14 protein-coding genes are annotated in these 14,121 nt (G+C 63.4%); 6 read left to right on the top strand and 8 right to left on the bottom strand.

Annotation, left to right across the window (positions count from 1 at the left end; all coding sequences use genetic code 11):
- Positions 1-124: 124 nt before the first annotated feature.
- A complete protein-coding gene (locus tag H1343_RS09125) occupies positions 125-898 on the top strand; it encodes a sulfite exporter TauE/SafE family protein (RefSeq protein WP_185982620.1) in 774 nt (257 codons plus the stop codon).
- 134 nt (positions 899-1,032) lie between these two features.
- Here H1343_RS09125 and H1343_RS09120 read toward each other — a convergent pair whose 3' ends face one another.
- From H1343_RS09120 to H1343_RS09090, 7 genes are all read right to left on the bottom strand, one after another.
- Positions 1,033-2,433: an FAD-containing oxidoreductase gene (locus H1343_RS09120; RefSeq protein WP_185982619.1), complete on the bottom strand. Its 1,401-nt coding sequence runs from the start codon at positions 2,431-2,433 to the stop codon at positions 1,033-1,035.
- A gap of 514 nt (positions 2,434-2,947) precedes the next feature.
- Complete coding sequence (locus tag H1343_RS09115; protein WP_246332890.1) at positions 2,948-3,436, bottom strand: alpha/beta fold hydrolase; 489 nt, start codon at positions 3,434-3,436, stop codon at positions 2,948-2,950.
- 99 nt (positions 3,437-3,535) lie between these two features.
- Complete coding sequence (locus H1343_RS09110) at positions 3,536-4,486, bottom strand: LLM class oxidoreductase (protein ID WP_185982618.1); 951 nt, start codon at positions 4,484-4,486, stop codon at positions 3,536-3,538.
- 74 nt (positions 4,487-4,560) lie between these two features.
- Positions 4,561-5,226, bottom strand: coding sequence for an NAD(P)H-binding protein (locus H1343_RS09105; protein ID WP_185982617.1), 666 nt, complete (start codon positions 5,224-5,226; stop codon positions 4,561-4,563).
- A gap of 222 nt (positions 5,227-5,448) precedes the next feature.
- Positions 5,449-6,276, bottom strand: coding sequence for an alpha/beta fold hydrolase (locus tag H1343_RS09100; protein ID WP_185982616.1), 828 nt, complete (start codon positions 6,274-6,276; stop codon positions 5,449-5,451).
- Between the two features lie 142 nt (positions 6,277-6,418).
- On the bottom strand, positions 6,419-6,793 hold the full coding sequence (locus H1343_RS09095) for a GlcG/HbpS family heme-binding protein (protein ID WP_246332885.1): 375 nt from the start codon (positions 6,791-6,793) through the stop codon (positions 6,419-6,421).
- Positions 6,794-6,905: 112 nt separating this feature from the next.
- Complete coding sequence (locus H1343_RS09090) at positions 6,906-7,604, bottom strand: type 1 glutamine amidotransferase domain-containing protein (protein WP_185982614.1); 699 nt, start codon at positions 7,602-7,604, stop codon at positions 6,906-6,908.
- A 161-nt stretch (positions 7,605-7,765) separates the two neighbouring features.
- Here H1343_RS09090 and H1343_RS09085 point away from each other — a divergent pair, with 161 nt between their 5' ends.
- Positions 7,766-8,701, top strand: coding sequence for a LysR family transcriptional regulator (locus H1343_RS09085; protein WP_185982613.1), 936 nt, complete (start codon positions 7,766-7,768; stop codon positions 8,699-8,701).
- A gap of 57 nt (positions 8,702-8,758) precedes the next feature.
- Here H1343_RS09085 and H1343_RS09080 read toward each other — a convergent pair whose 3' ends face one another.
- The gene (locus H1343_RS09080) at positions 8,759-9,277 is read right to left on the bottom strand and encodes a hypothetical protein (protein WP_185982612.1); all 519 of its coding nucleotides are present in this window, start codon (positions 9,275-9,277) and stop codon (positions 8,759-8,761) included.
- Between the two features lie 833 nt (positions 9,278-10,110).
- On the opposite strand from H1343_RS09080, the gene H1343_RS09075 reads away from it, so the two are divergent.
- From H1343_RS09075 to H1343_RS09060, 4 genes are all read left to right on the top strand, one after another.
- The gene (locus H1343_RS09075) at positions 10,111-11,331 is read left to right on the top strand and encodes a tyrosine-type recombinase/integrase (protein WP_185982611.1); all 1,221 of its coding nucleotides are present in this window, start codon (positions 10,111-10,113) and stop codon (positions 11,329-11,331) included.
- Between the two features lie 74 nt (positions 11,332-11,405).
- Positions 11,406-11,723, top strand: coding sequence for a hypothetical protein (locus tag H1343_RS09070; RefSeq protein WP_185982610.1), 318 nt, complete (start codon positions 11,406-11,408; stop codon positions 11,721-11,723).
- A 127-nt stretch (positions 11,724-11,850) separates the two neighbouring features.
- A complete protein-coding gene (locus H1343_RS09065; RefSeq protein ID WP_185982609.1) occupies positions 11,851-13,905 on the top strand; it encodes an AAA family ATPase in 2,055 nt (684 codons plus the stop codon).
- A complete protein-coding gene (locus tag H1343_RS09060; protein ID WP_185982608.1) occupies positions 13,902-14,093 on the top strand; it encodes a hypothetical protein in 192 nt (63 codons plus the stop codon). Before H1343_RS09065 ends, H1343_RS09060 begins: the two co-directional genes overlap by 4 nt.
- Positions 14,094-14,121 lie beyond the last annotated feature (28 nt).

Below are 14,121 nucleotides of genomic sequence, written 5' to 3'. Positions count from 1 at the left end.
GCACGGAAAATGAGCTACTGGCCGACGGTCGCGCGCGTGCCGCTGTCGATGGATCCGCGCATCGGTTCGCACCGAATGCTGCTAGGAATGCGAAGGCTTCCAGATCACGGCGCTACGCACCTTCATGGACATTTCCCCGTTCGGCCTGATGAACTCGCCGCTCGCTGCCGCACTTGCAGTCGCGGCGTCGATCCTGGTCGGTCTTTCCAAGGGCGGGCTTCCGATTGTCGGCATGCTGAGCGTCCCGCTGCTGGTCTTTGCGATGCCGCCGCTAGCTGCCGCATCGCTCATTCTGCCGATCTACATCGCGAGCGACGTCGTCGGGGTCTATCTCTACCGCCACCAGTTCAGTGCGCGGAACCTTGCCATCCTCGTTCCGGCAGCCTTCGTCGGCGTGGCGATCGCATGGGCGACGGTTTCGATCGTGCCGGAGCGCGCTCTGACGGGGGCGATCGGCGTCATCGGTATTCTCTTCTGCATCGACGCGGCATGGAAGCGCCGCCATGTGCTTCCACCGCGCCCGGCCGACGTGCCTCGCGGGCTCTTCTGGGGCGTGCTGTTGGGCATCACCAGCTTCGTGGCGAACGCCGGAGCGCCGCCCTTTCAGTTCTACGTGCTGCCCCAGCGGCTGGCGAAGATGGTGTTCGCCGGCACATCGACGATCCTGTTTGCCGCGGTGAACTGGATGAAGCTCTTCTTCTTCTGGGAGCTTGGGCAGATTTCGGTCGAGCGCTCGCTCTTCGCCACGCTCGTTCTCCTGCCCGCCGCCATCGCCGCGACCTTCGCCGGTGCGTGGATCACGCGCCGGCTGGAGGAGAAGGCCTTCTTCCAACTCGTCGAGTGGATGCTTCTGGCGACCTCAATCCTCTTGCTCTATCGCGCCATCTGGGGCGCATGACGAGCACGGGGGCCGATCGTCGGCACAAGTCGCGACCGAGGGCATGGAGGTTATCTCTACAGTCAGATCCGCCAGTCGGCCGCGGCACGCTCGCCGCATGACACGATCCTCAGGGCTATGCGCGGGAGCTGTCTTCAATGCTCACCATCGAATTGTTCTATTGGAACCAGGTCACCGAGGAGGGTGGGGATAAGTTCGGACACTGTCGGATGAACCGGTACCGCGCGTTGTATGGCCGTGCACGGCAAGTCAGCGTTCATCGCCAGAAGGATGCTGTGGATTGCTTCGTCGCCTTCAACGCCAAAGATCGCCGCGCCGAGGAGGCGCTTCGTCTCGGCGTCGGCAAGGGCCTTCATGAAACCTGTGGTCTCGCCCTTCTCGACCGCTCGGCCGACACGCGTCATCGGACGCTTTGCGATGAGCAGCGGGCGGCCCGTCGCGCGCGCTTCCCGCTCCGTCATGCCGACCCGCCCGAGCGGTGGGTCCGTGTAGAGCGCGTACGCCGGGACCCGGTCGCTCACCCGGCGGGTCTCGCCGTCCAGGACGTTCGCCGCCACGATCTCGTAGTCGTTGTAGCTGGTGTGAGTGAACGCTCCGCGCCCGTTGCAGTCCCCGAGCGCGTAGACGCCTGGCACGTTCGTCTGCAAATCCTCGCCGACTTTGATGTACCCCCGCTCGTCCATATCCACCCCGGCCAGGACGAGCCCAAGATCATCGGTGTTGGGCTGCCGACCAACGGCAATCAGGATGTCGCTGGCAACGATTTCGTGGGCACCGCTCGTACCGGACACCTGAATCGAAGCTCCGTTGGGGTGAGGAGCGAAGGCGATGCATTCCGCGTTCGTCCTGATCGCGATACCCTCTGCCTCGAGCATCTCCCGCATCGCCTCCGAGATGTCCTCGTCCTCGCGAGAGATCAGGCGGGGACCGCGCTCGATCACCGTCACCGCGGAGCCGAAGCGCCGATACATCTGTGCGAATTCCAGTCCGATGTAGCTGCCCCCGACCACGGCGAGGTGACGCGGCAAGGAGTCCAGGCTCACGATGTCCGTGTTGGTCATCACGGAGATGTCCCGAATGCCCGGGAGGTTCGGCACCACGGCTCGACCTCCGACATTCAGGAAGATCAGCGGCGCCGTCAGCAACTCGCCGCCGACCCGGAGCGTGTGAGAACTTTCGAAAGTTGCGTGACCGCGGATCAATGTCACGCCCTCGGTCGCCCCTAACCAGCCCTCGTTCCCGTTCCGCGCCTTTTGCGACACCTGCGCAGCGCGGTCTCTGACCGATCGCATGTCGACCTCGATCGGCCCGGCCAGGCGGATGCCGTAATCGGCCGCTTGGCGCGCGACGTGCGCGGCTCTCGCGCTGGCAACCAATGTCTTCGTCGGCATGCAGCCTGTGTTGACGCACGTGCCGCCGACAAGGTGACGCTCCACAATCGCGACGGTGCGCCCGGCCTGCGCAAGCCGCACCGCCAGCGATGGACCTGCCTGTCCTGCGCCGACCACGATCGCGTCGAAGCTGCGCGCCTTCATGGAAGGACTCCACGTTCGATGGGAGGAAGCGGGATCACGTGCATCGCAAGACCTTCACTATAAATCACCGGGACCTTACCTCACTTCGATGCAACATCCTCTTGGGATTATCGGTTCAAGGAGGCTTCGCGCAACAGGGTCGGCCGCGTCATCAGATCGTCTGGCTTTTGGACCTGTCACCGAGTTTCAGTGGACAAGACTTGAGCCTTACGCGACCGAGCCTGTTGCTATCCAAGCGTGATCGAATCTCGGCTCACCTATCCGTTGGTACCGCTTGCCTTTCGGCAGCTTCCCAATGCGCGACGAGCGCCGCCGCGACTTCAGCCGGCCTCTGGACTGGCCACCAATGGCCAGCGTCAAGCTTCATGACTTGGCGCGCACCGGTGTCCCGGCCCAGGATATCCGCATTTTCGACCGGAACGCTCTTGTCGTGTTTGCCCCAGATGACGAGGCCCGGCGCCCGCACATTCGCCAACCCTGGCTGCCAATCGGCACCGACCGTCACCGCCGACCTTTAGAGCTTGAGGAGGCATTCCCCCATCACGGCATCAACCCGCATCGGAACTTGCGAAGCGATGGACGCTGGCACGCCGTCATCGAGCAGAGCCTTCTCAAACTGCGAGGGACTGAAGTTCCGGATATACTCCTCCCCCAGCCCGGGCGTCTGGAATATCTTGGCAAGTGGATGCCACACATAGTCAGCATTGAGCGGCCCATCACCAGCCGCCCAGCTCCGGATCAGGTCGGGACGCAGCGAGGCGACGCGCAACGACAGCACACATCCCCAATCATGCCCGACGATGTCGACCGGCTCCCCGATCTCCGCAATCCGCGCGATCAGCCAAGTTACATAAGCCTCCTTCGTCGCCTCGAAACCGGGCGGTACGCTGCAACCGAAGCCGGGCAGATCGACGGCCACACTGTCGTGGTCGTGAAGATGATCCCGGATAGGATCCCAAACGTGATGGGTGTCCGGGGCACCATGAACGAAAAAGGCAGGCATGCCGCAACCTCCTCTTGTGAGAAAGAACTGTCGGACGCATCGCAACAGGGAGATCTGAACCGTCCGAAGGATGGTGTCTTCAAGGTGCTTTCTAGCCATTCAAGATGGGAACAGCGGAAGGACCTCCGAGGCCAGTTCCTCGATGGTATCGTGTGGTGGTCGCCGATTGAACAGGAGTTGCAGCGCGACATGGCTCACGCCGAGCGACTCCAGCGATTTCAAGTGATCCACCAGGGCATTGCTTCCCAATCGGAATCCGAGAAAGATCGGCGTTGGCGGAGCGTCCGCATCCTCCGCTAGATCTATGAAAAGCGGCTGTCCGAATGGCTTGAAAGCGCCGGAAGCCCGTTCGGCGAGAGCGATGCTCCACAGGTCCAGTCGCTTGCGTTGGTCGGCCGGATCACGCGGATAGGTCATCCAGCCGTCCATATGTTCCGCGATCCACTGGACGCTTTGCTGCGCGCTACCGACCGCCACCATGGGCAATCTTCCGAACCTGGGCTTCGGAAGCATGTCGAGCCCCGCCACCTTTCCAAAAGATCCGGAAATGTCAGGAAAGCTCGCAGCAACGCCTCGGATGGTCTCGACTGCTTCACGATAGTTCGCACCGCGCGTTTGGTGATCCTTTCCGAACCCCGGAAACTCGCTCGGGCGGTCGCCCGAAGCTCCGCCCAGGAGGAAGCGGCCGTTCGAGACGGCATCGAGGGTGAAGGCTGCCTTTGCAGTATGAAACGGATGGCGCAGCGGCAGGACGATGCCGGCGGTCGCAAGGGTGATCCACCGCGTCCGCGCAGCGAGCATGCCAAGCCAGACCCATGGATCGTAGACCTGTCCGGCATCTCCGAAGCTCGGATCGAAGAACGGCACGTCACGTGCCCAAAGCGCCGCGAAGCCGAGTTCGTCGACACGCGAGGCGAGCTCCAGCTGTCCTGTCATGTCCGGCACGCCGTTTTCCAGCCGCGCCAGCGGCATCATGAAGCCAAGCGTCAAACGGCCCGGCTGAAAGACCTTGGCGAAGCCTGGATGGGTATCGAGAATGTCGCGCGACATTGACGCGTTCCTCCCAGCGAAAGCCCGTCACGGACCGGATAGAGAATAAGGCCCGAGCGTCTCGCGACACTCGTCTAGGAGGCGCGATAGGCTTTCATCGCTGCGACGGCTTCCGCAATGGGGGTCGAACCAGCAGTCACCTCCAGGATGACGCGGTTCACGTCGGGCTGGCGCAGAACTTCGACGACAGTCGCGGCGACGTCGTCACGCGTGATCTCCTCGTGTTTCTTGGCGAGGCCTAGATCAACTCGGCCAGTACCCGGCTCGTTCGTGAGTGCGGACGGGCGCACGATCACCCAGTCGAGGTCGGTCAGCACCAGCTGGCTCTCAGCGTGCTTCTTTGCGACCATGTAATGCTCGAAATCCTCGTTCATCCGGCGTTCGCGCCAGGCTTCAGGGAACACCGAAACGAGGACGAAACGGCGTACGCCCGCAAGCTTGGCCGCGGCGGCGAGCTTCGCTGGACCATCGCCGTCGACCTGGTCAGTCGCCTCGGGTCCATCCCTCCCGCCAGCGCCGGCGGTGAAAACGATTGCATTGGCGCCCCGGAGCGCATCCGCCAGCTCTTCGACCGACATCGCGACCAGATCGCCCGGTGTGGTGGATACGCCCAAGCGAGCCAGAGCTTCGCCTTTGGCGGAACTCCGAACGAGCCCGCCAATCTGGTCCCCCTGCGCCAACAGTTGTTCGGCGACACGGCGGCCGACGCCGCCGGCGATCCCGATGATGAAAACGTTCATGTGGTTGCTCCTCAGGTTTGATTTCTGGATTCGATGGACGGGATTTCGAAGAAACGTGCTTCATGCTCGGCGGCGCGACGGAGCGAAACCGGCAACAGGCGGTTCCCAAGCGGTCTCAGCCGGGTTGCTCAGGTTCAGACCTGGCGGCATCAACCACTGACGTGTTCTGCGACGGGAGCGTGGTGTGTGCAGCGGTTAAAACCTCCTGCACACACCTGCTGGTCATGCCTTGATGAAGGTCAGGACATCCGCATTGAAGCGATCGGCCTCCAGCTGGGCAAGGCCGTGGCCGCTGCCCTCGTAAACCTTCAGTTCACCGTTGCTTAGAAGCTTGATGGCGAGTTCCGCCGAGGCCTTGATGGGCACGATCTGATCATCGGATCCGTGAATGACCAGCGTAGGCTTGTCGATCGCCTTCAGATCGTCGGTATAATCGACCTCGGAGAACTCGTGGACACAATCGTACTGCCCCTTGATGCCACCGGCGAGACCCTGCAGGCGGAAGCTCTCGCGGAAGCCTTCATTGGTCTCCACACCGTCGCGGTTGAAGCCGTAGAAGGGGATCGTGAGGTCGTAGTAAAACTGCGAGCGATTGGACGCCACTCCCGCGCGGATGCCGTCAAAGGCGTCGATCGGCGTCCCTTCCGGGTTCGCGTCGGTCTTCAGCATCAGCGGAGGGACCGCCCCGACGAGGACCACCCGGGCGATCCGGTCCGAGCCATGACGCCCTATGTAGCGGGCGACCTCGCCGCCACCGGTCGAGTGGCCGATCAGTACGGCGTTCCGCAGATCCAACGCCTCGATCAGCTCGGCGAGGTCGTCGGCGTACTGATCCATGTGGTTGCCGTCCCAAGGCTGATCGGAACGACCGTGGCCGCGACGATCATGAGCGATGACCCGGTACCCCTGCGTGCCGAAAAAAAGCATCTGCGCGTCCCATGCATCGGACGACAGCGGCCAGCCATGCGCGAAGACGATCGGCTGACCGTCACGCGGTCCCCAATCCTTGTAGAAGATGTTCGTACCGTCCTTGGTGGTGATGGTCGTCATGACAGAGTTTCCTTTCGCTTGCGGTGCGATACGCGCCGCGGGGGAGACAAGGAGAGATCGCAAGGCAGGCTGGGAGACGGGCAGTCTCGCGACAGGCGATGCCGGTGCGAACAGGTGGGCCCCATTGTACCCAACCATCCAGTCAAGTCTGATCGTCGAACACGCCGGCTTCCGCGATCGCGACATCCTCGGCCACGGTACCGCCACTGACGCCGATCCCGCCGATTGCCTGGCCGTGCAACCTGATGGGAATGCCCCCTCCGAAGACGACGATCCTGCCGCCGTGGGAGTGTTGGATCCCGAACAGCTCCGCGCCTGGCTGAGACAACACGCCAAGCGCGTCAGTTCTGTTATTGAAGAGCTGAGCGGTATACGCCTTGTTGACTGCAAGCTCGGCCGAGCCCGTCATCGCCGCATCTTGACGAACGAAGAACAACAAGTGCCCTGTTGGCCCCGTGATCGCGATCGAGCAGGCGACATTCATGGCGTCGGCCGCAGCAACGGACCTTTCGATCATCCTGCGAGCCTGAGCGAGGGAGAGAACCGGGCTTGAATTCGTCATGGCATGATCCGATCAGGCTGGAGGTGCCGCGGACATAAGCCGGCGGCACCCCACGATGCTGGCTTGCTCAGGCGACCTTCGACTGCGCCTCGGCGATCGTGGCCACAAGAGCCTGAGCGGCTGCAGCGGACGACCCCGGGTTCTGGCCGGTGATGAGAAGCCCGTCCTGGACGAGATAGGAGCTCCAGTCGGGGCCACTCGACCACACGCCGCCCTTGTCCTTCAGGACGTCTTCAACGAGGAACGGCACGACTTTGGTCAGGCCGACAGCCTCTTCCTCGCTGTTGGTGAAGCCCGTTACCTTCCTGCCCTCCACGAACGGGCGGCCGTCGGCCGCCTTCACGTCCCGCAGCACTCCTGGCGCGTGGCACACCAGAGCGATGGGCTTGTCGGCGGCGACAAAGCTCTCGATGAGGTCCACGGACACCCGGCTCTCGGCCAGATCCCAAAGCGGACCATGACCGCCGGGGTAGAAGACCGTATCGAAATCGGCCGGGTCGACGTCCGCAAGCTTGGCGGTGTTGGAGAGGAGTTCGGTCGCTTCGGCATCCGCCTCGAAGCGGCGCGTCTCGTCCGTCTGGAAGCTCGGTTCGTTGCTCTTGGGGTCCAGGGGCGGCTGACCGCCCTTCGGCGAGGCAAGCGTGATCTCGTACCCTGCTTCCTTGAAAACATAGTACGGAGCCGCGAGCTCCTCGAGCCAGAATCCGGTCTTCTTGCCGGTGTCGCCCAACGTGTCGTGGGACGTCAGTACCATCAGAACTTTCATCGTCTTATCCCCGGGTAATGCCGCGCTCCCGTGAGTCGCGGCTAGAGCAGATCGCTTCGGTCGGTCGCATTTGTCTTCTGGACGAGCCCAACATATGGTCCCGCCAGTTATGGAGGAAATTTATCTCTTTTATTTTGGATATTTCTCACAGAAATATATCGATGCGGTACGATCTCAATCTTCTTCCCGTTTTCATGGCCTTGATGGAGGAAAGGAGCGTGACACGTGCCGCCCTTCGGCTAGGGATCACGCAGCCCGCCCTCTCGAACTCCCTCAACCGTCTGCGCGACCTGTTTCGCGACCCACTGTTCATACGGGAGCGATACGGCATGAAGCCCACCCAGCTGGCCGAGGAGATCGCGCCCTCGATCGCCGCCGCATTGGCGCAGCTGGATGACGTGATCGTGCGCCAGCAGGAGTTCCAGCCGGCCAGCGCCGAGCGCCTGTTCGAGATCGCGCCGAACGCCTACGCCGAACTTGTGCTGATGCCCGCGCTCGTCGCGACTCTCCGCGAACGGGCGCCTGGTATCAAACTTCGCATGACGCCGTTCGGGAACGACCTCGCCGAAACCGGCGTAACCTCGGGGACGACGGCCATGGTGCTCGGCCGGATCGTTGACCCCCCCAGTAATCTCGTCGTGCAGCACCTGATGGACGAAGGGCTGGCATGCGTCGTGCGCAAGGATCACCCCCAAGTCGGTGACGAGATCACCCGAGACCAGTACGAGAGCTTGAAGCACGTCAATGTCCTTCCGCCTGGACGAATTAGGGCCGGCTTGTTTCAGACGTTGAAAAAGCAGAATCTGAAGCGCGAGGTCGCCGTTTCGGTTACCCATTTCCTGACCGTGCCGGAGATGATCTCCGTCACCGACTACTGCGCCACGCTCCCGCTTCAGATCTGCCGACATCTTCGGGGGGATCCACGGCTCAAGGTTCTCCCGGCGCCGATTGATTTCGGGACCTTCCCGGTCGAATTGGCCTGGCATGTTCGATATCGTCATGACCCAGCCCACAAATGGCTCCGGTCGATCCTCTTCGACGTCGTGCGTTCGTTGTCGAACGGATCCGGCGCCCGACCACCAACGGCTGCGACGTAACCTCCCGCCGAACGACCGTGCCGCGAACGCGGAGCGCCGAGAGCGGCGGAGCCTCATCTATCGACCGTGACCGGATCGGAGGAAGTCGCCGAGGAACCGCGTGACGTCTTCCGGCGCTCCCTCGGCGACATAGCGCTTCCGGGAGATGCTCGAGTTGCAGTTCGGTGAAGCGCTGTTCCATGAACTCGACGAGGAGGCCGTTTCCGAGTCCGCCGATCCCGAGGGCGGGCACGGTCGGGCGCTCAGGATAGGTCCGCTGATCGTCGAGGTCCTGGGCGTGGGCCCTGTACCATACGTTGCCGCCGCGGATGCTATCGATCCTGTTGTCAGCATCCTCGTAGACCGCGCGTCGCGCTCCGAGAGCGCGTCCTCATCATAGAGCGGGAAATTCCAGAACCCGTCCTGGAGGACGTGAGCCCGTCCGTCGATCAGTTCCTCGGGCAGGTCGGGCACCTGATTGAACGCGAACCACCACAGGAAGAAGTCCTCCTGGAAGTTGCCGACGAGCGGACGAGAGGGAACCAGGCGGTAGTCGCGAGCGCTCTGGGCTGGGTCGGAGACCGTTGCCTTCGTCATGGGAGCTACGGGTCCTGCGTCAGGTGGCCTGTTCTCATGATGCGCCGGTCATCCAGCCGTCGCCCGGCTTCCAATTCAGCAGCGAACAAACGCGAGGACTACGCAATTTCGATCAAGAGAGCGCTTGATCTTCTCAAATGGGATCTCGGAGCCAGCGCGGTTTCGCGCTGAGGCGCGTCTGTGTCGATCGCCGCCGCGGACGGGCGCCGATGATCACCACCGATGCCGCTGCAATATCAGTCGTTCGATCTGGATGAATTTCGGCGGTGCGTGAGGCGGGGCGAAGCTCTCCGAATGGCTGATGAGATGGAAGCCCGGATGCGCGCTCTTCCTTGTCATGGCGCTACGTACCTATCGCGGCCGCCCTTCGTAGAAGCCTTTGCGCGCCAACAGATGGTTGGGGTGACCGAAGAAGAAGAGCGAGCTTGGCTGGCGGAGCGGGAAGAGGAGGCGACGTGATGCGCGGTGGTTGCTACACCCGCGCAGAAATGGGCCCGAACTCGCACTCTTGCCGGCGTCGCTGGACCGACCAAAACCGCAGCAGCAATCGACCGACCTGTCACCGTTCCGTAACCGCTAGTGCCAAAGGCCGTGCAACGCGCGAAGCGCCACCTACCTAACGCCCTGTTAAGGTCGGGATATTTCTGGTCGGAGCGAGAGGATTCGAACCTCCGACCCCCTGAACCCCATTCAGGAATCTCCTTTCGGAATTTCTTCCGGCATTAACCGCGGTAGATCGCAATCGCCTGTCCGGTAGGGATTCGGCTTGATCCGAAGGGAAATCCACTTTCTGGTGCCTCTGACGCAAATCAGGGTCAGGGCAGGGTCAGAAATTGCCAGAGCGGATCACGAAGGCCATCGTTGAGAAGGCGCTGCGGACGCCGGGTCGCCATAGGATCGCGGACACCCAGAAAGGCCTCGTCTTCAGGACGCGTGGAGGGCTGGGTCTCTGGTCGCTCCGGATGCAGCGCGAGGGACGCGATAAGCTCTTAGACTTCGGGACGCATCGCGACCTCACCGCCGATCAGGCCCGCATGCTCGCGGCGGAGGCGGTCGATCTCATCCGGAGGTCGGGGACGCCGGACGTCGAGTGGGTCGCCCGGCGCCGGGTCGAACTCGGCATCGACGATCAGCTGACGGCGCCATCGATAAAACCCACGCTGGCCCACGTCCGAGCGGACTACCTCGCCTGGATCGAGGAGCACAGGCGCCCGAAAACCTACTCGGACTATCGCCAGACGCTCATGCAGCCGTCCCTGGCTATGCTGATGACCAAGCACATGGACCGTCTGCAGCGTGAGGACTTCGCGGAGACGATCGCCGAGATGGCGAAGAGCGGGAAGGTTCGAAACGCCGAGAAGACCGGTCATGTTTTGAGCGCCATGTGGTCGTGGGCGACGCAGGATCATCGGATCCGGAAGACGGGCGCGACGAGAGGGATGCTCGTCGGCCTGAAGCCACCGGAAGGGAAGCCGGTCGAAAGGCGAGCGCCTCGCATCCCGACGCCGGCACAGGTGAAGGGGTTGCTTGCCCGCCGGGACGAGTTGTCTGCGACGATCGCCGACGCGGTGACGCTCCTCGTGTTCACGGCTCAGCGGAGATTGACGATCTCGACGGCGCGAAGGGAGGACTTCATCCGGAAGGGGCAGTACCTCGTCTGGACGATCCCCGCGTCCCGGATGAAGGCCGGACGCGAGCACGCGATCCCGCTGCCTCGCGAGGTCTGGTCCATTGTTGACCGGGTAGGGGAGGGCTTCCTATTTCCGATCGCCGGCGACGGCCATCTCTCCGAATACACGCTGACCCACGCGCTGGGTGATCTCGGCGTAGGTTTCTCTCCGCACGATCTACGGCGCGGCCTGTCCTCTGTGGTCCGCGGAAAGGGGTTCACGACGGCGGACGTGAAGCTTATTCTCGACCATACCGAAGGCGCGGGCGATGATGTCACTCTCGCGCACTACGATTTCCACGCGGACATGAAGAGGAAGCACGCGATTCTGCGGACGTGGGCGGATGCACTGGCCACGAGGACGGCTCTGAAGAAGGCGGCGTGACGATCGCGGTTGCACCGGGCTGCGCCCGCCGTCATGTTCCCGCCGACCGATTGAGGGCGAGGAAGGCCTGCAGCATGACTGACGAGAACGACCCCCGACCCGGCGATGTGATGACGGCGCTCTTCCCGGTGGATACCGGGAAGCATGTTTCCGTGCTGCTCGGTGTCCCGCGTCGATCCGCAGATCGGTTAATCAGCGGGTACTCCCGGACGCCACCAAAGCTCCTTCAGAAGCTCGAAGATCAGGTTGAGCCGCGTCGGCAGTTCGACGCAGCTATTCGGAAGGCGATCGCGGAGGCCGAAGCAGCAGGGCTCCATCCTTTGATCCTGCGGCAAGCCCTCGTCGATCGCGCTTCTGTCATTGACGACGGCGAGCACCACGAGCCGTTTTGAAGGATTTCCCAACGACGGTTCAAATTGATTTCCGGAAATTAATGGATTTCTGACGCGCCTCGCTTAGGTTGCGAATTCCCGATGGCGATGAGGCCGCCGGGCAGATCTGTCGATGGAGGACAATCGCATGGCGACCGCCAACACACCCGGACTCCGTTCTATTCGCAGCGTCGGCAAGGGGCTCCCGCTTCGCGACGACGTTCCTGATTTCCGTACCGACCTCGAGCCCGAGGACGAGGATGTGGACGACGCCTCCAACGCGCGTAGGCTGGCGGATCAGCGCGTCGAAGGTCTCTCGCCGTCGGCGTACGCGCCTTTCATTTTGCTTCGGGACGCAATCCCCGCCGACTTGCGCGATCGCTTGGTTGCCGGGCATCGCATGTGTCTCGTCGCACGCATTCCCCGGACCGCGTGGGTCCAGCCCATAGGCGAGGCCCTGCGCGCCGTGATCGGTGACCTCCGCGCCGACGCGGGGCTCGAAATCGGACACGGGATGGCCTTCGCGGAGAAACACTACCGCGGCGCCGGCCTTGAGATCGACCTCGTCGTGAGCTCGCTCCGAGAGGCGCACGTGATCGTCCCGCTGCTGCCTAAAGAGACGCTAAATCACGTGATCCCTGCGCTCGCGGATCTCGAGCTGAATCTGCATCCGACCGGCGAGATGCTTGCAGCTGCGATCCGACGCCAGTTCCCCGACGCTGGCGCCTGGCCGGACGAGATCGATGTCCTCGACGTCCACCCGAATGCGATCGAGCTCATCTGCCAGCGTGCAGCTTCGGGATCGCACGCGTTCGAGATGCTCGGGCGGCTCGCTCAGGCGGACCGCGACGAGCGCGAGAGGAAGTCCGGTGAGAAGAAGGTAGAGACAGAGAAGCAGCCGGAATCGGAAACGGATCGTCGGCGCCGTCACGCCGCAACGCCGATCCTGCGTCCGACGTCGCCGACGCTGACGGATCTTCACGGCTACGGTGCTGCCGCGGCGTGGGGCGCTGACCTCGTCCGCGATCTTCACGACTACCGCGATGGCAGGCTGCCGTGGTCGGATGTCGATGCCGGCTGCCTGCTTTCAGGCCCTCCCGGAACCGGGAAGACCCTGTTCGCGTCGGCGCTGGCAGCGTCGTCCGGCCTGCCGTTCATCGCGACCAGCTATGCGGACTGGCAGTCTCAGGGCGACGGCCACTTAGGCTACGTCATCAAGGGAATCAGGCGTCGTTTCGAAGACGCGCTCGCAGCGGCGCCGGCGATTCTCTTCATCGACGAGCTCGACACGGTCGGAACCCGCGGTCAGCGTGGCGACGCGGACGGCTGGTGGTCCGCCGTGATCACGTCGCTCCTGGAGCACCTCGACGGTACCACGCGTCGGGAAGGCCTCGTCGTGCTCGCCGCGTGCAACGAACCCTCGAAGATCGACCCCGCGCTTCTGCGTTCAGGCCGCCTCGACCGTCGTTTCGAGATCGGCTTGCCGGACGAGGCCGCATTGGCTCGAATCTTCGCGCACCATCTTCCGGGTGGGTCTGCGGAGGCGTTCGAGACGGCGGCGACGGTCCTCGCGGGGACGACGTCTGGCGCCGACGTGAGCCGGATCGCCAGAGAGGCGCGCCGGGCGGCTCGGCGGGCAGGGCGTGAGATCGTGGCGGACGATCTCCTGTCGATCGCGATCCCGGAGGAGACGAGGTCGGCGGAGACGGTGCGGCTGGTCTGCGTCCATGAGGCGGGGCATGCCGTGGCCGCGTTCGCATCGGGCGTGTCGATCGATTCTTTGTCAATTGTCTCACACGAGGGGTTGGGCGGCTCCGTGCGCGGGATCAATATCGGCGGCTGCGGTCGGCTTGGCGATCTCGAACGGAAAGTCATGATCTTGCTCGCGGGCCGGGCGGCAGAAGATGTGCTTCTCGGCGAGCCTTCCGCGGGAGCGATCGGCGATCTTCAAGAAGTGACGCGTCTCGTCGGCCAGATCGTCGGGCACGTCGGCCTTGGTGGACGGCTGACGTCTGACGAGCACGTGTCGACGCAGGAGGTCGAGAGCCGGCTTCGGGATCTGTACGGTCGTACCCTCCGACTGATCGGAGAGCACCGGAGTGCGGTCGAAGCGCTCGCTCAGATCGCGGCGCAGAAGCGCGTCCTAGGGAAGCGTGCGCTCCTCGATTTCGCCGCAGAGCAGGGCTTCGAGGTGCGGTCGTGATCCTCACCTTCAAGCCGGACGTCCGCCGTCGCCTCGTCGAAATCGAGGCGGCGGAGGGCATCCCTCAGACCGAACTCGTCCACCAAGCCGTGGAGCTCTGGACGATGCTCGACCGCGACGGACGGCGGGCGATCGGACTGGCGGCGATGTCGATGGCGCTCAAGCAGATCAGGCCGGCGGGGACGTGATGGTCCGTATATGCACCATTACGGGCGA

It is taken from the genome of Aureimonas mangrovi, assembly GCF_014058705.1.
Lineage (GTDB): Bacteria > Pseudomonadota > Alphaproteobacteria > Rhizobiales > Rhizobiaceae > Aureimonas > Aureimonas mangrovi.
The sequence above is the reverse complement of the archived record's forward strand: the minus strand, read 5'-3'. Positions and strand labels throughout refer to the sequence as shown.

Coding starts and splice junctions, on each gene's coding strand:
- H1343_RS09095 (WP_246332885.1), bottom strand. CDS start 6,793: ATGATCGAAAGGTCCGTTGCTGCGGCCGACGCCATGAATGTCGCCTGC.
- H1343_RS09065 (WP_185982609.1), top strand. CDS start 11,851: ATGGCGACCGCCAACACACCCGGACTCCGTTCTATTCGCAGCGTCGGC.
- H1343_RS09125 (WP_185982620.1), top strand. CDS start 125: ATGGACATTTCCCCGTTCGGCCTGATGAACTCGCCGCTCGCTGCCGCA.
- H1343_RS09105 (WP_185982617.1), bottom strand. CDS start 5,226: ATGAACGTTTTCATCATCGGGATCGCCGGCGGCGTCGGCCGCCGTGTC.
- H1343_RS09110 (WP_185982618.1), bottom strand. CDS start 4,486: ATGTCGCGCGACATTCTCGATACCCATCCAGGCTTCGCCAAGGTCTTT.
- H1343_RS09085 (WP_185982613.1), top strand. CDS start 7,766: ATGCGGTACGATCTCAATCTTCTTCCCGTTTTCATGGCCTTGATGGAG.
- H1343_RS09070 (WP_185982610.1), top strand. CDS start 11,406: ATGACTGACGAGAACGACCCCCGACCCGGCGATGTGATGACGGCGCTC.
- H1343_RS09115 (WP_246332890.1), bottom strand. CDS start 3,436: ATGCCTGCCTTTTTCGTTCATGGTGCCCCGGACACCCATCACGTTTGG.
- H1343_RS09090 (WP_185982614.1), bottom strand. CDS start 7,604: ATGAAAGTTCTGATGGTACTGACGTCCCACGACACGTTGGGCGACACC.
- H1343_RS09120 (WP_185982619.1), bottom strand. CDS start 2,433: ATGAAGGCGCGCAGCTTCGACGCGATCGTGGTCGGCGCAGGACAGGCA.
- H1343_RS09100 (WP_185982616.1), bottom strand. CDS start 6,276: ATGACGACCATCACCACCAAGGACGGTACGAACATCTTCTACAAGGAT.
- H1343_RS09080 (WP_185982612.1), bottom strand. CDS start 9,277: ATGACGAAGGCAACGGTCTCCGACCCAGCCCAGAGCGCTCGCGACTAC.